Raw genomic sequence first — 18210 nt, 5'->3', positions numbered from 1 at the left:
CATGTCCCGTGTCGTCCGTGCCGCCCGTGGCACCCAGCTCACCGCCAAGTCGTGGCAGACCGAAGCCGCGCTGCGGATGTTCCACAACAACCTCGACCCCGAGGTCGCCGAGCGGCCCGAGGACCTCGTCGTCTACGGTGGCACCGGCAAGGCCGCCCGCAACTGGGCCAGCTTCGACGCCATCACCCGCGAACTGACCACTTTGGACACCGACGAGACGCTGCTCGTCCAGTCCGGCAAGCCGGTCGGCGTGTTCCGCACGCACGAGTGGGCGCCGCGCGTGCTCATCGCCAACTCGAACCTGGTCGGCGACTGGGCGACCTGGCCGGAGTTCCGCCGGCTCGAGCAGCAGGGCCTGACGATGTACGGGCAGATGACCGCCGGGTCGTGGATCTACATCGGCACCCAGGGCATCCTGCAGGGCACGTACGAGACGTTCGCCGCGGTCGCGAAGAAGAAGTTCGGCGGGACCCTGCGCGGGACCCTCACCGTCACCGCGGGCCTCGGCGGCATGGGGGGCGCGCAGCCTCTCGCGGTGACCATGAACGACGGCGTCGCCCTGGTGATCGAGTGCGACCCGCAGCGCGCGCACCGCCGCGTCGAGACCCGCTACCTCGACGAGGTGGCCGACGATCTCGACGATGCCATCGCCCGCGTCACCAAGGCGAAGCAGGAGAAGCGGCCGCTGTCGGTCGGTGTCGTCGGCAACGCCGCCGAGGTGCTTCCGGAACTGCTGCGCCGCGGCGTCGAGGTCGACATCGTCACCGACCAGACGTCCGCACACGACCCGCTTTCGTACCTGCCCAAGGGCGTCAGCGTCGACGACTGGCACGACTACGCGGCCAAGAAACCCGACGAGTTCACCGACCGTTCGCGCGAGTCGATGGCCGACCACGTCGACGCCATGCTCGGCTTCCTGGACAAGGGCGCCGAGGTGTTCGACTACGGCAACTCCCTGCGCGGCGAGGCCAAGCTCGGCGGCTGCGAGCGCGCGTTCGACTTCCCCGGTTTCGTGCCCGCCTACATCCGCCCGCTGTTCTGCGAGGGCAACGGCCCGTTCCGGTGGGCCGCGCTCTCCGGTGACCCCGAGGACATCGCCGCCACCGACCGCGCGATGCTGGAGCTGTTCCCGGAGAACGAATCCCTGGCCCGCTGGATCCGGATGGCAGGGGAGCGCGTGGCGTTCCAGGGCTTGCCCGCGCGGATCTGCTGGCTCGGCTACGGCGAGCGGCACCTCGCGGGCCTGCGGTTCAACGAGATGGTGGCCAGTGGCGAGCTGAAGGCCCCGGTCGTCATCGGCCGCGACCACCTCGACTCCGGCAGCGTCGCCTCGCCGTACCGGGAGACCGAGGGCATGGCCGACGGCTCCGACGCGATCGCCGACTGGCCGCTGCTCAACGCGCTGGTCAACACGTCGTCCGGCGCCAGCTGGGTGTCGATCCACCACGGCGGCGGCGTCGGCATGGGCCGGTCCATCCACGCCGGGCAGGTCAGCGTCGCCGACGGAACCGAGCTGGCCGCGCAGAAGCTGGAGCGCGTGCTGACCAACGACCCGGGCATGGGCGTCATCCGGCACGTCGACGCCGGCTACGACCGCGCGGCCGAGGTAGCCGACGAACGTGGGGTGCGGGTGCCGATGCGGGAGGGCGCGTGAGCGCCTCCGGGCTGCTGGCCGAGATCGGCGACGTCGGGCGCGACCCGAAACGCGGCGGCTACTCGCGGCACGCGTTCGACGCGCCCGAGCACGACCTGCGCGCGTGGTTCGCCGAGCGCGCGCTGGGTCTCGGGCTGGACGTCGACACCGACCACAACGGCAACATCTGGGCCTGGTGGGGGCCGCCGGGCCCGGACGCCGTCGTCACCGGCAGCCATCTCGACTCGGTACCCGGCGGCGGCGCCTTCGACGGCCCGCTCGGCGTGGCCAGCGCGCTCGCCGCCGTGGAAGCGTTGCGGGCTCGGGGATTCCGGCCGGGCAAGCCGTTCGCCGTCGTCGTGTTCACCGAGGAGGAGGGCGGCCGGTTCGGCGTCCCGTGCCTCGGCTCGCGGCTGCTCACCGGCACGATCGACGCCGGCAAGGCACGCGGGCTGCGGGACGCCGACGGCGTGACGTTCGCCGAGGCCGCCGCCAAGTCCGGGTTCGACCCCGAGCGGCTCGGTGCCGATCCCGAGCGGCTCGGGCGGATCGGGAAGTTCCTGGAGCTGCACGTCGAGCAGGGGCGCGGGCTGATCGACCTCGGCTCGCCGGTCGCCGTCGGCAGCACGGTGATCGCCCACGGACGCTGGCGGTTCTCCTTCACCGGCCAGGGAAACCACGCCGGGGCGACGCTGCTGGCCGACCGGGCCGACCCGATGCTGCCCGCCGCCGCGACGGTCACCGCCGTCCGGCGGCTGGCCGCGCGGGTGGCGGACGCGCGCGCGACCGTCGGACGGCTCGTGCCGACGCCGGGCGGCACCAACGTCATCGCGTCCACTGTGGACCTGTGGCTCGACGCGCGGGTGCCCGGCACGGCGACCCCGGAGCTGGTCGAGGAGATCGCGCGTGCCGCGGAAGCCGCCGCGGCGGAGGAAGGCTGCCGCGTCACGGTGACCCGGGAGTCCTATTCGGACGACGTCGTGTTCGACGACGCGTTGCGTCGCGACCTGGGCGGCTGGCTCGGCGGGCCGCCGGAGCTGCCGACCGGCGCGGGCCACGACGCCGCGATCCTCGCCGGGTTCGTCCCGGCCGGGATGCTGTACGTGCGCAACCCGACCGGGATCAGCCACTCGCCGGAGGAGTTCGCCGAGGCCGACGACGTCGAGGCCGGTGCGGCGGCGCTGGCGACGGTGCTGGAACGGCTGGCGCGATGATCTTCTGGTGCGAACAGGCTTGGCTACCGGACGGGATCGCGTCCGGCGTCCGGATCGACGTCGACGGCGGCCGGATCGTCTCGGTGACGGCCGACGCGCCGCGCGCGGGCACGGTGCTCGGCGGACTGACGCTGCCCGGGTTCGCGAACGGGCACTCGCACGCCTTCCACCGGGCGCTGCGAGGCCGTACGCACCACGAGCGCGGGACGTTCTGGACGTGGCGCGAGCGGATGTACGCGCTCGCGTCCCGGCTCGACCCCGGCACGTACTACCGGCTGGCGCGCGGGGTCTACGCCGAGATGGTCCTCGGCGGGTACACGAGCGTCGGGGAGTTCCACTACCTGCACCACGCGCCCGGCGGGAAGCCGTACGCGGACCCGAACGCGATGGGTGAGGCGCTGCGGCAGGCCGCCGCGGACGCCGGGATCCGGCTGACCCTGCTGGACACCTGCTACCTGGCGGGCGGCATCGGGGCCGAGCCGGACGAGGTGCAGCGGCGGTTCTCCGACGGTTCGGCGTCGGCGTGGACGTCGCGGGTGGCCGCCCTGAAGGAAGACGAGCTGTTCCGCGTCGGCGCGGCGATCCATTCCGTGCGCGCGGTCCCGGCCGACCAGCTGTCTCTTGTGGACAGTGCGCGCGTCGTGCACGTCCACCTCTCGGAACAGCGGGCCGAGAACGAGCAGTGCCAGGCCGCCTACGGCCGCACGCCGACCGAGCTGCTGGACGAACGCGGGGTGCTGACCGACCGGCTGGTCGCCGTGCACGCCACGCACCTCACGGCGTCGGACATCGAGCGGCTGAGCGGCGCGCGGGCGTGCTTCTGCCCGACCACCGAACGCGACCTCGGCGACGGGATCGGCCCGGCGCGCGCCCTGCTGGACGCGGGGGTCCGGCTGAGCGTCGGCAGTGACAGCAACGCCGTCGTCGACGCGTTCGAAGAGACCCGGGCGCTGGAGCTGGACGACCGGCTGGCCAGCGAGGAACGCGGCCGGTTCACCGCCGAGGAGCTGCTCGCCGCCGGGACCGGCCATGCCGCCGTCGGCTGGCCGGAGGTCGGCGTGCTCGCCGAGGGGGCGGGCGCGGACTTCGTGACGGTCGCGCTGGACTCGGTGCGCACGGCCGGGATCGAGCCGTCCGGCGTGGTGTTCGCCGCGTCCGGCGCCGACGTCCGGCACGTCGTCGTGGCGGGCCGCGAGGTCGTCCGGGACGGCGTGCACCAGCTGGTGGAACGTCCGGAAACCCTGCTGGCGAAGGAGATCGAGGCACTGTGGCAGTCCTGATCACGGGCATCGGCGAACTCACGACCAACGACCCCGGACTGGGCCGGCTGACCGGCGCGGCCCTGGTCCTCGACGGCGGGAAAGTGGCCTGGGTGGGCCCGGCGGCCGATGCACCGGACGCCGACGAACGCGTCGACGTCGAAGGCCGCGCGGTGCTGCCCGGCTGGGTCGACAGCCACACGCACCTGGTCTTCGCCGGCGACCGCACGGCGGAGTTCGAGGCGCGGATGGCCGGGAAGCCCTACACCGCGGGCGGGATCGCGACCACCGTCGGCGCGACGCGCGAGGCGTCCGACGAGCAGCTGGCCGCGAACCTGCGGCGCCACGTCGGCGAAGCGGCCCGGCAGGGCACGACGTGCCTGGAAACCAAGACGGGCTACGGGCTGACGGTGGCGGACGAAGCACGTTCGGCGCGGATCGCCGGCGCGGTCGCCGACGAGGTCACGTTCCTCGGCGCGCACCTGGTCCCGCCCGGCGCGGACGCAGAGTCCTATGTGGACCTGGTGTGTGGCGAGATGCTCGACGCCGTCGCGGGAAGCGTGCGGTGGGCGGACGTCTTCTGCGAAACCGGGGCGTTCGACGAAGCCCAGTCGGCGCGGGTGCTGAAGGCCGCGGCCGGGCGCGGGCTGGGCCTGCGCGTGCACGGCAACCAGCTCGGCGAGGGGCCCGGCGTGCGGCTGGCGGTCGAACTGGGCGCCGCGAGCGTCGACCACTGCACGTACCTGTCGGACGCCGACGTCGAGGCCCTGGCGGCGTCGGACACGGTGGCGACCCTGCTGCCGGCGTGCGATCTGTCGACCCGCCAGCCACTGGCCCCGGCCCGGCGGCTGCTCGACGCGGGTGCGACGGTCGCGTTGGCCAGCAACGCGAACCCGGGCAGCTCGTACACGACGTCGATGGCGTTCTGCGTCGCGACGGCAGTGCTGCAGATGCGCATGACGATCGAGGAGGCGGTCTGGTCGGCCACGGCGGGCGGCGCGAAGGCGTTGCGCCGCGACGACGTGGGCGTGCTGCGACCGGGCGCGCGGGCGGACGTCCACGTGCTCGACGCGCCTTCGGTGACGCACCTGGCTTACCGGCCGGGGGTGCCGCTGACGAATTCGGTGTGGCGCGCCGGCGAGCGCTTGCGCTGACGTCGGAAGCGAGGACGCGCGAAGACACAGTCCGGTATGGGTTAGTCCGGGCAGCGCACGCGGGCCTACCTGTGCGTCCCTTCCTCACTCGTGACGAAGGGACAGCTGTGTCTGTGATCATCATCGGTGCCGGTCTGGGTGGCCTGAGCCTGGCACAGGGGCTGCGGCGGGCCGGAATTCCTTGCCAGGTCTACGAACGGGACCCGTCGCCGGAGGCCCGGCTGCAGGGCTACCGCCTGCACATCGGCGGCGTCGGCGATTCGGCGCTGCGCGAGGTGCTGACCCCGGAGCTGCACGAGCTGTTCCGCGCCACCGCGGGCCGGGCGCTGCCGCACACGAACGTCTACGACGATCAGCTGCGACTGGTCACGCGGCTGGAAGACGAGGGCGTCCACCTCAACGTCAACCGCTTCACCCTGCGCCAGATCCTGCTGCACGGCCAGGAAGTCCGCTACGGCAAGCGATTCACGCACTACGAAACCGGCGACGACGGCGTGACAGCGCATTTCGCCGACGGAACCGCCGCCCGGGGCAGCCTGCTCGTGGGCGCCGACGGGGTCAACTCCCCGGTGCGGCGGCAGCGCCTGCCGCACGCCCGGGTCGTCGACGCCGGGCTCGTGCACCTCTACGGCCGCATCCCGCTCACCCCGGACACGCGGCGGCTGCTCGCCCCGGAGATGTTCGCGGTGTTCAACATGATGCTCGGGCCGGACCGCACGATGGCCGGGTTCGCGCCCGTCGACTACCCGGAGCCGGTGGCCCGCGCGTGCGCCCGGCTGATGCCGGACCTGCGGCTGCGCGACAACGAGCCGTACCTGACCTGTTCGGTCGGCGCCCGCTGGGAAGTCGTCGGCCACTCCGAAGCCGAGCTCGCCGCGATGACCCCGGGTGAACTGCAGAAGGTGGCGCTCGGCCTGCTCGCGGGCTGGCACCCGCTGGCCACGGCGCTGGTCGGGCACTGGGACGTCCCGGTGACGTTCCCGCAGCCCATCCGCACGAGCGTGCCGATCGGCCCGTGGGAACCGTCGCGGGTGACGCTGGCCGGCGACGCGATCCACGCGATGAGCCCAGCCGGCGGCGCGGGCGCCAACACCGCGTTGCGCGACGGTGCGGTGCTGGCCTCCGCGCTGGCCGGGGCCCCACCGCTCGAAGCCGTCGCCGCCTACGAGTCCGCGATGGCCGACTACGGGTTCGCCGCGGTGCGGGAATCCGCCGGGAACGGACGCCGGTTCCTCGGCCAGAACCCGCTCACAGCGGAAGTGTGAACGGTGTGCAGGCCGGCGTGTAGCTCGCGTCGAGGGCGTGCAGGATCAGGCCGGTCACGTTCGGGTCCACCGCCTGGCTCAGGTGGCCCGAAGCGTCGGACGGGCAGAAGTCCTGCAGTACCGTGTCCGTCGTGCCGGGCTCGTTCAGGATCCCGCTCGTGTACGGTGTCACGACTTCGTCGTACTTGCTCACGATGCTGGTGTACGCCGGACCGGGAACGTGGACGCCGCCGCGGGCGAGGTCGTCCAGGAACGCCGAGGGTGCCAGGTATTCCGTGCACGCGCCGCACGCCGTCGTCACGATCGCGCCGAGGCCGGGCACGGACGTCAGGAGGGCCTTGGCGAGTGCGTCGAGGCCGCCGAGCGTGGTGCCGCGGTAGTTCGCGCCGAACCCGACGAAGTGCGCGACCTTCGCCGCGCCGCCGGCGTACTTCAGGTAGTACGCCGGCATCGTGCTGCCCTCGGAGTGGCCGACGATGTCCACCTTCGCCGCGCCGGTGACGGACCGCACGCGGTCGACGAACCGGCCCAGCTCCGCGGCGCTGTCCCGCATGGACGCCAGGCCGCCGACCGCCGGGCCGAGGACGCCGGTGCCGTAGGTCAGGGAAAACACGCAGTAGCCGCGGGCGGCGATCTTCGGCGCGTGGAAGGACCAGTTCACGGTGTCGTTCGCGCCGAGCCCGTGCACGAGGACGACGGGTTCCGGATGCGCCGTCGCCGGGCGGCAGTCCCAGTCGTTCCAGCCGCTGCTCGGCGCCGCTTCGGCGACCGCCGGAGCGGCGACGCCGAAGCTGAGCGCCGCGGTGAGCACGGCCAGGGTTCGCTTGACACCGCCGTTGGTGACCCGCATTCCGTCGCCTCCCGTTACTGGTCAGTACGTGACACGGCTCATGATCGGTCACAGCACGGCGGAGGCGAGCTGAGACAACACTCAGACTTGGGACGCATCCGTTGTGACACGTGACAACGACGGTGTGCGGGCCCCCACGACGACCCCGGCTGCGGCGATCAGCCCGCACAGCCACGCGAACCAGTCGCCGAAGCGGGCGTACGGTGTCTTGCCCGTGCCGGCCGGGACGTCCGCGACCGCGACCGAGAACGGGTGGCCGCCCGTGCGGGTCTCCGCCAGGACGTGGCCGTGGGCGTCCGCCAGCATCGGGGTGCCGCGGGCCGCGCTCCAGGCCACCGAAAAGCCGTTCTCCACGCCGTGGATCAGGGCCGTGCGGCTGTGCTCCCAGCCGTCTGCGTCCTCGTCCGATGCCGGGATCAGCACCAGGCCCGTGCCCGCCTTGCCGTATTCGCCGCTGGGGTCGGCGAAGTTGACGTCCATGCACACCATCAGCCCGATCCCGGCCAGGTGGGCGACGCCGGTGCCGGCCGCGGTGTTCTTCGCCGCTCCCACGTGCCACTTGTGGTACTCGACCGGCGCGCCCGACGGCGGAACGGCGAGAGCCGCGTTGAACCGGCCGGCCGGAGTCGTGTCGAGGACTCCCGTGACGACGTCCAGGTTGCGGGCGCGAGCCACCCGCGTGAACGCCTCGACGAGACGCGGACGGCTGCTCTCGTCCACCGCGAAGGCGGCCTCCGGCAGCACGACGGCCCGGACGCCGTCCGGCAGGCGGCCGATCTGGTCCACATAGGACTCGAGCAGCGCCTGGCCGCCTGGGGTGGCGACGTCCGCCGCCCAGCGGCTCTCGCCCGGCGCGACCACCGCGACGCGCGTCGATGGGCCGGTGAGCGGCGGGGTGCTCCAGAAGACCAGCGCCCCCAGCGCGCCGGCGACGGCGGCCAGCCCGGTGACGCGTGCGACGCCGTGGACCCGCGGGGCGAGCGCCGCCGCGACGGCGGCCGGGACGAACAGCACCAGGAACTCCACGCCCCAGCCGCCGGTGACCGCGGCCGGCCGCAGCACGGCCGGCCGGTCGGCCTGCGTGGTCATCAGGGTGCCCATGAGACCGGTCGAGTTGACCAGCGAAACGACGTAGAGCACGAAGGTCCACAACGCGGGCGCGGCGAAGGCGGCCAGCAAGCCGTGACCACGCCGCACGAGCAGCCGGAACAGCACGGCCGACAGCGCGAACAGCAGTGCGCTGCCGCCGAGGATCGCGATCGCGGCGGGCCGCGGGACGGCCAGCGAATGCCAGAAGTAGCTCCAGGACCCGCAACTGCCCGCCAGATACGCCACGAACGCGCAGGCGAAAGCGCTTGCTCCGGACACCCTGGGCGCCAGCAGCAGGATCGGCAGCGGGGCCACCCACGCCAGTTCGGGCACGGGATCCAGGCCCGTGCCGAAGAAGAACACCACCGCCGACGTCACCGTCGCCACGACCGCCCGGACCGGCTTGCTCATCGCTGCCCCTCTCGTTCGCGTCGACGTTCGCAGGCCCGCGCGGCGCACGCACTGGGCCAGACCACCCGGTTCCCGGTGGGGCCGGCCCCACCCCGGTTCATCGAGAGTTCAGTCAGCTGTCACGCGCGCGGGATCGGACTCCGTCCCGTCGGTCAGTAGCGTTGCCGACGGACAGCAACGGAAGAGAGAGCCACCCATGGACTTCTCACTCATCGTGCTGGTGGTGATCGTCGCGGCGCTGGCCTTCGACTTCACCAACGGCTTCCACGACACGGCCAACGCGATGGCCACCTCCATCGCGACCGGGGCGCTCAAGCCGCGGGTCGCGGTCGCCGTCTCGGCGGTGCTGAACCTCGTCGGCGCGTTCCTCTCGGTGGAGGTCGCGAAGACGATCTCGGGCGGCATCGTCGACGACACGAAGGTGACCCCGGTGATCATCTTCGCCGGCCTGGTCGGCGCGATCGTGTGGAACCTGCTGACCTGGCTGATCGGCCTGCCGTCGAGCTCGTCGCACGCGCTGTTCGGCGGCTTGATCGGCGCCACCTGGATCGCTTCGGGCGCGGACGCCGTCCACTTCGGGAAGGTCGTCGAGAAGGTCCTCATCCCCGCGCTCGCCTCGCCGGTCGTCGCCGGCATCGTCGCGACACTGGGCACCTTCCTCGTCTACCGGATCACCGCACGGGCGAAGCAGGACACGGTGGGCCGCACCTTCAAGGCCGGCCAGATCGCGTCGGCGTCGCTGGTGTCGCTCGCGCACGGCACGAACGACGCGCAGAAGACCATGGGCGTCATCACGCTGACGCTGATCGCGTCCGGCTCCCTGGCGCCGAACTCCGGCCCGCCGCTGTGGGTGATCCTGACCGCGGGCACGGCCATCGCGCTCGGCACCTACCTGGGCGGCTGGCGGATCATCCAGACGATGGGCAAGAAGCTCACGGAGATCCAGACGCCGCAGGGCTTCGCGGCCGAGACCAGCGCCGCGGCGGTCATCCTCACCTCGGCGCACCTCGGGTTCGCGCTGTCCACCACGCACGTCTGCTCGGGCGGCATCATCGGGTCCGGGCTCGGCCGCAAGCTCGCCGAGGTCCGCTGGGGTGTCGCCGGCCGGATGGTGCTCGCCTGGGCGCTGACGCTGCCCGCCGCCGCGCTCGTCGGCGCGGTCGCCGCCGAGGTCTCGACGCTCGGCACCTGGGGCACGGTGCTGGTCGGCCTGGCCGGGGTCGTCGTCGCGCTGGCCATCTACCTCGTGTCGAAGCGGAACCCGGTCAACGCCCACTCCGTCACCGAACCCGGCGTGCAGCCGGTCAACGCCTGAGGAGCGCCGTGCACATCGATTGGGGTTCCCTCGGTCTCGTCTTCGTCGTCGCCCTGGCTTCGGTCGCCGTGCTGACGAGCCTGTTCTCCTTCGGGGTGGTCGGGCTTTCCCAGCGCGACGCGGCCCGCGAGGCGGGCGGCTCCGGCGGTGGTCAGCTGGCCGGTGCGGTCCTCTGCTTCACGCTCTGCGCGGCGATCATCGGTTACGGGATCTACCTGATCGTCGCCTGAGCGCGCTCGCGGAACCCGTCCGGGAGCGAGCCGAGCAGCGGCTTCAGCGTCGCGCGGCGGGCGTCGCCCAGGTGGTTCAGCAGGTCCAGCGCCGGGATCCACAGGTCTTCGGCGGACCCGGCCGCGGTGATCACCCGGCCGAGCCGGTCGGCGGGCAGCAGGCCGACGACGTGGTCGATCCGGCTCTTGTCGTCGAGCACGAACGCGATCCGCAGCAGGCCCGGGTCGTCGATCTCCGCCAGCGCCCGCCGGACGGTCGGGTCCGGCAGGTGCCCGACGAACCGGCCCAGCGTGATCCAGTCCTCCTTGCGCGTCAGCTCGTTCGCCACGGCCAGCACGGTGTCCAGCGGAATGCGGGAGATGATCGCGCTCGCGCGCCGCGGGTCGAGCTCGGCGGCGACCTCCGCGAGGAACCGCGGGGACAGCCGCTTGGCGACGTCGACCCCGCGCGCGACGTCGACCACCCCGGCGATGCGGGCGCACAACAGCGGGCCGAACACCTTCTCGGCGATCTTCGCGAGCACCCCGCCGGGCAGCAGCCGCGCGGCGAGTGCCATTCGCTGCAGCACGGCGATGTTCGCGTCGAACAGCGTGTCGGTGACCTGCTCGCGGAAAGCCCGCAGGTCACCGGGGTCGACGCGGGCGAGGTACCCGAGCCGCGCCGGCTCGACGCCGAGGACGCGGGCGAGCTTCAGGATCTCCGCCTCGGCCGCGTAGTTCTCGCCGGTCACAGTCCCACCGCCTTGCGGACCGCGCCCCGCAGCAGCGCGGGGACGTACCGGAGGCCTTCCTCGCCCGCTTCGGCGAGCGCTTTCGCCTGCCGCCTGCGCGCGTCGCGCAGCGCGTCCGCGAGGTCCTGCCGCTCGTGCTCTTCGAGGGCCTCGATGCCTTCGGGGAGGGTGCCGCCCAGCTGTTCGGCGAGTGTGCGCTCGGCCATGGTGGATCATCATGCAACACCGCGGGCGCTACCGTGCGGATATGAGCATCGAGACGTCCACGGTCGGTGTCGGCGACCTCTCCGCGTACCTGGCCCGCCCGGCCGGCGGGTCGGCGTCCGGCGTGCTGCTCCTGCCGATGATCACCGGCATCGGCGAACAGGTCCGGGCCTGGGCCGGGGAACTGGCCGGACGCGGGATCACGGCGCTGGTCTGGGACGTCTTCCACGGCGCGAGCACCGATAACACCTCCCGGGAGGACCTCGGCGCGAAGCTGGGCGAGCTGCGTGACGAACCCGCGCTCGCCGAGCAGACGGCGTTGCTCGACCACCTCCTCGGCGACCTCGGCTGCACGTCGGCGGGGGTGCTGGGCTGGTGCCTCGGCGGCCGCTTCGCGCTCCTGCTCGCCGCCCGTGACCAGCGGCTTTCCGGCGTCGTCGCCTACCACCCGACGGTCCGCGATCCCGCGCCGCCGAACCACGAGCTCGACGCGGTCGCCTTGTCGGCCCGCATCACGGCGCCGGTGCTCGTCGCCTACCCGGAAGCCGACGCCGTCGTCTCGCACGAGACGTTCGCGCGCCTGCAGACGACGTTGCAGTCCCGGCCGCGCGGTGCCACCTTCACCCAGCACTTCCCGGGTGCCGAGCACGGTTTCAGCGACTCGTCGCGGCACGGGACGGCCGTCAACGCCGACGCGTTCGCGCTGTCCTGGCCGCAGACCCTCGCCTTCCTGGACACGCTGAAAGGTTGACTTTCGGCTGTGGCCGGCGCCGGGCCCGGCTTGTAGCTTCGACTTCGTGCGGGAGGTGGCGAAGCGCAGGTGGCGCGTGGTGCTCGACGTGCTCCTCGGGCTGTTCCTGGCGTTCATCGTCGCCTCGGACACCGTGGGCAGCCGGTCGTACGGGGAGCTGGCGGCCGGGCTCGCCGTCGTCGCCGGATCGGTCGCGACGGCGCGGCGGTACCCGGTCGTCTCGCTGGGCATCGCGCTGGCCGGGGTGCTCGCGGTGCCGTTCCCGTACGGCGACCACGTGCCCGTCTGGGTGGTGTTCGTGCTGGTCGCGATGTGCTACCAGGCCGCGTTGCGGATGGACCGGGCCCGCCCGGGCGTGCTGATCGCCGCGGTCGTGGTGGTCCTCGGCCTGCCGCCGGCGCTGTTCGTCGCGCCGGACGGCCTCGGCGACTGGGCCGCGATGGTCGCCATCCTCGTGTTCGCCGGGCTTTCGCCGTGGCTGCTGGGCCGGTACGTCCGGCTGCGCGCCGAGCTGGCCCGCACGGGCTGGCGGCGCGCCGAGGAGATGGAGAGCAGGCAGCGGCTCGTCGCCGACCAGGCCCGGCTGCGCGAACGCGCGCGGATCGCCAGCGACATGCACGACTCGCTGGGGCACGAGCTGAGCCTGATCGCCGTCCGCGCGGCGGCGCTGGAAGTCGCGGGCGGGCTCGGCGACGTCCAGCGCGACGCGGCCGCACAGCTGCGGACCAGCGCCGCGGCGGCGACCGAACGGCTGCGCGAGATCATCGGCGTGCTGCGCGAGGACGCCGCGCCCGTCGAGCCGGTGCAGGGCGACCTCGGCGAGCTGGTCGCCAGGGCGCGGGCGTCCGGGCTGCTCATCGACGCGGAAGCCGACGTTTCGCCGGCGCCGCCGATGGTCGCCCGCGCCGCCTACCGCGTGGTGCAGGAGTCGCTGACGAACGTGGCGAAGCACGCGCCGGGTGCCGCCGTGACCGTCCGCGTGACCAGCGACGGCGCGCGGACGGTGGTGAACGTGGTCAACGCGCCGCCGCCCGCCGGGCCGCTGCCCGGGGCCGCGTCGGGGCGACGCGGGCTGATCGGCCTGCGCGAACGCGTCCGGCTCGTCGGCGGGACGCTGCGGGCCGGGCCGCACGAAGGCGGCTTCGCCGTCACCGCGACGCTGCCGCACGACGCCGCGCCGGTCGAGGAGACCCCGGAGCGGCGGGAGGCCGCCGACGACGCCGTCGGGCAGTCGACGTCCGCACGGGCGCTGGAGCTGGCGCGGCGCGACGTCCGCCGGAGCCTGATCCTCGCGGTCGCCGTGCCGGTCGCGTTGTTCGGGCTGGTCCTCGCGATCGGCGGCATCGCGTTCCTCTACCAGTGGAACAGCTCGGAGCTGCCCGGCGCGGACTACGAGCGGATGCGGCTCGGGCAGCCGCGGGCCGAGCTGGCCCTGCCGGAACGCCAGCGCGCCGCGCGCCCGGCGCGGGGCGAGCCGCCCGCGCCGCCCGGTGCCGGGTGCGAGTACTACGGTGCCGGAAGATCGTGGCTGAACGACGACTACGCCGCCTATCGGCTGTGTTTCGCCGAAGGGAAGCTGGTGGCGAAGGACTGGTTCGCCGAGGGGGGAAAGTGATCAGGGTCGTGCTCGCCGACGACGAGGCGATGATGCGGGCGGGGGTCGCGGCGATCCTCGGCGCGGACCCGGGGATCGAGGTCGTCGCCGAGGCCGCCGACGGCCGGTCGGCGGTCTCGCAGGCCCTCGCCACGCACCCGGACGTCGTGCTGCTCGACATCCGGATGCCCGGGCTGGACGGCCTGGGCGCGGCCGCCGAGATCCGGCGGCTGCTGCCGTCGGCCGGCGTCGTCATGCTGACCACGTTCGGCGAAGACGAGTACATCGAGCGTGCGCTGGGCCTCGGCGCGGGCGGGTTCCTGCTGAAGTCCGGCGATCCGCGGGAGCTGCTGGCCGGCGTCCACGCCGTCGCCGACGGGGCCGCGTTCCTTTCGCCGAAGGTGGCGCACCGGGTGATCTCGCGGCTCTCCGGCGGCCGGCTCTCGCGGGCGGCCGACGCGCGTGCGAAGGTGGCGCTGCTGACTCCGCGTGAGCGGGAAGTGCTGTCCCTGCTGGGCGCCGGACTGTCCAATGCGGACATCGCGGCGAAGATGTTCGTCGTCGAGGGCACGGTGAAGGCGCACGTGAGCACGATCCTGACCCGGCTCGGCGCGAAGAACCGGGTGCAGGCGGCGATCACGGCGTACGAGGCGGGGCTGGCCGGGCCAGACGCGGCGGCCGCCACCCCGTGATGCCCCGGCCCACCTGGACGGTCACCTTCGCCGGGAGCGCCTTCAGCAGCGCGGTGCGCAGCGCTATCGCCACCGGGTTGGCCAGCTGCGCGGCGAGCTTGCCCATCCGGACGGACTCGCGGACGACCTTCTGGCTGCGCGGACGCCGGTTCGCGTCGTAGCTGCGAAGCGCGCTCAGCGTGTCCTTTTCGGACAGTTCGTGGGCCAGGACGACCGCGTCCTCGATGGCTTGGCAGCCGCCCTGGCCGAGGAACGGCGGCATGGCGTGGGCGGCGTCCCCGAGCAGCGCGACGCGGCCGCGGACGTACGTCTCGAGCGGCGTGGCCAGGTAGTAGAGGTCGTGCTGGACCACGGCTTCCGGCGGGGTGGCGTCGATCAGGGCCGGGATGGGGTCGTGCCAGCCGCCGAAGTTCTCGCGCAGATACCGCTTCGGGTCTCCGGGGCGGATGCCGGGCGGCGTGAGGTAGGAGACGAACCAGTAGACGTCGTCGCCGCTGAGCGGGATGACGCCGACCTCCGTGCCGCGGTCGAAGCTCGTGCTCAGCCGGGTTCCGGGGTACTTCGTGATGCCGCGGAACGCCGTGCTGCCGGTGTAGACGGGTTCCGGGTGCCGCGGGAAGAGGGCGCGGCGGATCGGGCTGCGGATGCCGTCGGCGGCGACGACGACGTCGGCGTGCAGCTCTCCGCCGGTGAAGCGGACGAGGCCGTCTTCGCGGACTTCGGTGACTTCGGCGCCGGTCCGGAGGCTCGCGGCCGGGACGGCGTCCATCAGCGCGGCGATGAGGTCCTTCCGGTGGATGGTGCCGAGCGGGCGGCCGTGCAGGCGTTCGAAGGCGGCGGCGTCGAAGCGGGTGACCCGCCGCCCGCGCCGGTCCCGGAACCCGCCGTCGTGCTGGGCGGCGAGGTGGCCGCCGAGGTCGACGCCGAGTTCGTCGAGGCAGCGCAGGGCGTTCGGCCAGAGGGAGATCCCGGCGCCGACGTCGCCGAACTCGGGTGCCCGTTCGAGGACGGTGACGTCCCAGCCGATCCGGTGCAGTCCCGCGGCCGCGCTCAGGCCGCCGATGCCGCCGCCGGCCACCACTGCGTGCATGACTCCTCCGCTACATCCGCAGCGGACTCTACACCTGTAGAGTGCCCGTGTGGAACGGATCGACCGGATCGGCGACGCGGCGATCGCGGTGATCGCGGCGGAGGGCATGCGCGGGCTGACGCACCGGGCGGTCGACCGTGCGGCGGGCCTGCCGGTGGGCTCGACGTCTTACTACGCGCGCACCCGGGCGGCGCTGCTGGAGCTGACGATCAACCGGATCACCGCACTGGACGGGGTGGCGATCGCGCCACCGCCGGGCGGCTTGGCGGAGTTCGTCGCGGGATACGTGGCCGAGGCGCTGGGCCCGGGCCGCACGCGGATGCTGGCACGGTACGAGTTCGCGCTGGAGGCCACCCGCCGCCCGGAGCTGCGGCCAGCGTACGACGAGGGCGGAGCGGCGATCCGCAGCCGCGCGGCGGAGGTCCTGGCGGCGGCGGGCTCGGCGGATCCGGTGCGGCACGCGACGCTGCTGGTCGATTGGATGGAAGGCACGATCTTCGGCGCGCTGGCCGGGGCGTCCCGGATGCCTCCACGGGAGTCGCTGGTGGCCAGTGCACGGGAGATCCTCGCGGGCATCGGCGTGGGTTAGCGGCCCGCTCGCGAGGCCGGGTGGGGCGCTGACCGCGGCTTTCCCGACCGTCGGCGACCCGGCCTCCCGCTTCGCCCCGGCCACCGCCAACCCCCTGCCACCCGAACCGGCGGACCGCGTCAAAGGCGCCTTGGTGGCCTTCGGGTCTCGGTGTGGGCGCGGGTGTTGCCCGCTCGCGGGAGTCGGGTGCTTGGTGGCCCGTGATCGCGGCTGCGGCCGGGCCGCGAGGCTCGCTCGCGGGCCGGATGGGCTTGGCGGCTTGCGACTGCGGCCTGCTCGATGTGCGCTTCGCCCAGCACGCAGCGGCTGGAAGCCGTGGTCGACCACGGGGCCCGGTTCGGACCCAAGGCGCTGCGGCCCGCGGACCGGGTCAGGCGTCGCGGCGGCGCAACACCGTTCCGCCCGCCAGCAGCGCCGCTGCCGCCCACACCGCGCAGATCAGCAGGGCCGCCCACGGCGCGTACGGCGCCACCGCCTGCGTCACCGGATTGGGCTGCCCGGACTCCACCATCGCGTTCACGCCCGCGATGCCCGGGAAGTACGGCACCAGCTCCGGCAGTCCCAGCGAGCCCACGATCAGCGGCACCGGCACCAGCAGCACGATCACCGACACCAGCGTGCCCGCCGCGCTCCGCAGCGTCCAGCCCAGACCCGTGCACAACACGCCCAGCAGCGCAAAATACCCGCCCGTGCCCACCGCCGCCGTGACGGCCGCGGAAAAACTCGACGGCAGGCCGTGGCCGTCCTTCACCGCGCCCGCCAGCACCGTTGCGGCGGAAGACAGAACGACTCCCGACGCGAACAGCACCGGCAGCAGCACCACGGCCTTCGCGACGGCGACGTGCGGGCGCACCGGTGTCCACAGCAGCGTCGAACGGATGCCGCCGCCGGTGTACTCGCTCGTCACGAACAGTGTCGCCACCGCGATCACCGCGAACTGCGCCAGGTAGAAGCCACCGCCGATGGCGATCGTGGGCGCGGCCATCGGCTGGTCGCCGTCGTAGCGCTGGGCGATCGCCGACAGCGTGCTGTAGCCCAGCATCAGCGCCGTCGCGCCCGCCAGGCACCACCACGTCGCCCAGACCGACCAGAACTTCGTCCACTCCGCGGCCACCGCGCCGGGCAGGCCGCCGCTGCGTACGTCCGTCATGCCGACACCCCGTATTCCACCGAAGAAGCGGTCAGTTCCATGTACGCCTGCTCCAGCGACGCCGTCCGCTCGGTGAGCCCGTGCACCCGGATGCCGAGCTCGTGCACGAGGTCGCCGACGCGAGGGACGGCCAGGTTTTCCACCACCAGCTCGCCCGGCTCGCCCGCGTGCGTCACGCCGCCTTCCGCGCGCAGCCGCCGATCCAGCGCGGCGCGCTCGGCGTCCGCCGGGACGCGGACCGAGACCGTCGTGCGGGAGTGGCCCGCGATGAACTCCGCGACCGGCGCGTCGGCCAGCAGCCTGCCTTTGCCGATGACGACGAGGTGGTCGGCCGTCAGCTGCATCTCGCTCATCAGGTGGCTGGAGACGAACACCGTCCGGCCCTCGGCCGCGAGCGAGCGCATCAGCTGCCGGACCCAGCGGACGCCGTCCGGGTCGAGGCCGTTGACCGGCTCGTCGAACATCAGGATGCCGGGGTCGCCGAGCAGCGCGCCCGCGATGCCGAGCCGCTGGCCCATGCCGAGCGAGAACTGCCCGGCCCGTTTGCCGGCGACGTCCGAAAGCCCGACCGTCGCGAGAACCTCTTCGACCCGGCTCACCGGGATCCCGTTGCTGCGCGCCATCGCCCTGAGGTGCTTCCCGGCGCTGCGGCCCGGGTGCAGCGCCTTGGCGTCGAGCAGCGCGCCGACCTCGCGCAGCGGGTGCCGCAACCCGGCGTAGCGCTTCCCGCCGACCAGCGCTTCGCCGGCCTGCGGGTGGTCGAGCCCGACGGTCATCCGCATGGTCGTCGACTTCCCGGCGCCGTTCGGGCCGAGGAAGCCGGTCACCTGGCCCGGGGCGACGTCGCAGGTGAGCGCGTCGACGACGGTCTTTTCCCCGTAGCGTTTGGTCAGTCCTCTGAGGGTGATCACGATGCCTCCCGGTTCGTTCTCCGGAAGTCTGCGGTCCGCGGCGGTGCGCGGGCATCGGACGACGGTCGCGGCCCGCCC

18 protein-coding genes are annotated in these 18210 nt (G+C 73.3%); 11 read left to right on the top strand and 7 right to left on the bottom strand.

Annotated features, from left to right (window positions below; all coding sequences use genetic code 11):
* Position 1: 1 nt before the first annotated feature.
* The 5 genes from hutU to BT341_RS42255 all read left to right on the top strand — a co-directional run bounded on the left by hutU (position 2) and on the right by BT341_RS42255 (position 6525).
* A complete protein-coding gene (gene hutU / locus BT341_RS42275; RefSeq protein WP_072481543.1) occupies positions 2-1654 on the top strand; it encodes a urocanate hydratase in 1653 nt (550 codons plus the stop codon).
* Positions 1651-2847 carry an allantoate amidohydrolase gene (locus BT341_RS42270; RefSeq protein WP_072481542.1) on the top strand — a complete coding sequence of 399 codons (1197 nt, stop codon included), beginning with the start codon at positions 1651-1653 and terminating at the stop codon, positions 2845-2847. The genes hutU and BT341_RS42270 overlap by 4 nt, the downstream gene beginning before the upstream one ends.
* A complete protein-coding gene (locus BT341_RS42265) occupies positions 2844-4127 on the top strand; it encodes a formimidoylglutamate deiminase (protein WP_072481541.1) in 1284 nt (427 codons plus the stop codon). Before BT341_RS42270 ends, BT341_RS42265 begins: the two co-directional genes overlap by 4 nt.
* Positions 4115-5260, top strand: a complete 1146-nt coding sequence (gene hutI / locus BT341_RS42260) for an imidazolonepropionase (RefSeq protein WP_072481540.1) — start codon at positions 4115-4117, stop codon at positions 5258-5260. The genes BT341_RS42265 and hutI overlap by 13 nt, the downstream gene beginning before the upstream one ends.
* Before the next feature lie 107 nt (positions 5261-5367).
* Complete coding sequence (locus tag BT341_RS42255) at positions 5368-6525, top strand: FAD-dependent oxidoreductase (RefSeq protein ID WP_245805282.1); 1158 nt, start codon at positions 5368-5370, stop codon at positions 6523-6525.
* Here the strand turns inward: BT341_RS42255 and BT341_RS42250 are convergent.
* On the bottom strand, positions 6509-7375 hold the full coding sequence (locus BT341_RS42250) for an esterase/lipase family protein (protein WP_072481538.1): 867 nt from the start codon (positions 7373-7375) through the stop codon (positions 6509-6511). The genes BT341_RS42255 and BT341_RS42250 overlap by 17 nt on opposite strands.
* A gap of 81 nt (positions 7376-7456) precedes the next feature.
* Positions 7457-8875, bottom strand: a complete 1419-nt coding sequence (locus BT341_RS42245; protein WP_072481537.1) for an acyltransferase — start codon at positions 8873-8875, stop codon at positions 7457-7459.
* A 196-nt stretch (positions 8876-9071) separates the two neighbouring features.
* Between BT341_RS42245 and BT341_RS42240 the strand changes: the two genes are divergently transcribed.
* Positions 9072-10190 (top strand): inorganic phosphate transporter, encoded by a 1119-nt coding sequence (locus BT341_RS42240; protein WP_072481536.1) that lies wholly within the window; start codon positions 9072-9074, stop codon positions 10188-10190.
* An 8-nt stretch (positions 10191-10198) separates the two neighbouring features.
* Positions 10199-10420 carry a hypothetical protein gene (locus BT341_RS42235; protein ID WP_072481535.1) on the top strand — a complete coding sequence of 74 codons (222 nt, stop codon included), beginning with the start codon at positions 10199-10201 and terminating at the stop codon, positions 10418-10420.
* Here the strand turns inward: BT341_RS42235 and BT341_RS42230 are convergent.
* Together BT341_RS42230 and BT341_RS42225 are read right to left on the bottom strand one after the other, a co-directional pair.
* A complete protein-coding gene (locus BT341_RS42230; RefSeq protein WP_072481534.1) occupies positions 10402-11151 on the bottom strand; it encodes a hypothetical protein in 750 nt (249 codons plus the stop codon). The two genes, BT341_RS42235 and BT341_RS42230, sit on opposite strands and share 19 nt — an antisense overlap.
* A complete protein-coding gene (locus BT341_RS42225; protein ID WP_072481533.1) occupies positions 11148-11357 on the bottom strand; it encodes a hypothetical protein in 210 nt (69 codons plus the stop codon). Before BT341_RS42225 ends, BT341_RS42230 begins: the two co-directional genes overlap by 4 nt.
* Positions 11358-11398: 41 nt before the next feature.
* Between BT341_RS42225 and BT341_RS42220 the strand changes: the two genes are divergently transcribed.
* From BT341_RS42220 to BT341_RS42210, 3 genes are read left to right on the top strand one after another with little or no spacing between them, the layout of a single operon-like run.
* The gene (locus BT341_RS42220) at positions 11399-12106 is read left to right on the top strand and encodes a dienelactone hydrolase family protein (protein WP_072481532.1); all 708 of its coding nucleotides are present in this window, start codon (positions 11399-11401) and stop codon (positions 12104-12106) included.
* A gap of 46 nt (positions 12107-12152) precedes the next feature.
* Positions 12153-13721: a sensor histidine kinase gene (locus tag BT341_RS42215; RefSeq protein WP_072481531.1), complete on the top strand. Its 1569-nt coding sequence runs from the start codon at positions 12153-12155 to the stop codon at positions 13719-13721.
* Positions 13718-14392, top strand: a complete 675-nt coding sequence (locus BT341_RS42210; protein ID WP_072481530.1) for a response regulator — start codon at positions 13718-13720, stop codon at positions 14390-14392. The genes BT341_RS42215 and BT341_RS42210 overlap by 4 nt, the downstream gene beginning before the upstream one ends.
* Here BT341_RS42210 and BT341_RS42205 read toward each other — a convergent pair.
* The gene (locus BT341_RS42205; protein WP_177329026.1) at positions 14337-15482 is read right to left on the bottom strand and encodes an FAD-dependent monooxygenase; all 1146 of its coding nucleotides are present in this window, start codon (positions 15480-15482) and stop codon (positions 14337-14339) included. The two genes, BT341_RS42210 and BT341_RS42205, sit on opposite strands and share 56 nt — an antisense overlap.
* A gap of 49 nt (positions 15483-15531) precedes the next feature.
* Here BT341_RS42205 and BT341_RS42200 point away from each other — a divergent pair, with 49 nt between their 5' ends.
* Positions 15532-16071 carry a TetR/AcrR family transcriptional regulator gene (locus BT341_RS42200; RefSeq protein ID WP_177329025.1) on the top strand — a complete coding sequence of 180 codons (540 nt, stop codon included), beginning with the start codon at positions 15532-15534 and terminating at the stop codon, positions 16069-16071.
* A gap of 370 nt (positions 16072-16441) precedes the next feature.
* On the opposite strand, the gene BT341_RS42195 is transcribed toward BT341_RS42200, so the two are convergent.
* Complete coding sequence (locus tag BT341_RS42195) at positions 16442-17221, bottom strand: ABC transporter permease (protein WP_072481529.1); 780 nt, start codon at positions 17219-17221, stop codon at positions 16442-16444.
* Positions 17218-18132, bottom strand: a complete 915-nt coding sequence (locus BT341_RS42190) for an ATP-binding cassette domain-containing protein (protein ID WP_072482481.1) — start codon at positions 18130-18132, stop codon at positions 17218-17220. The genes BT341_RS42195 and BT341_RS42190 overlap by 4 nt, the downstream gene beginning before the upstream one ends.
* Positions 18133-18210: the final 78 nt, after the last annotated feature.

The sequence above is a fragment of the Amycolatopsis australiensis genome, assembly GCF_900119165.1.
Classification (GTDB): Bacteria; Actinomycetota; Actinomycetes; order Mycobacteriales; family Pseudonocardiaceae; genus Amycolatopsis; species Amycolatopsis australiensis.
This window is presented reverse-complemented; position numbering and strand designations above follow the sequence as displayed.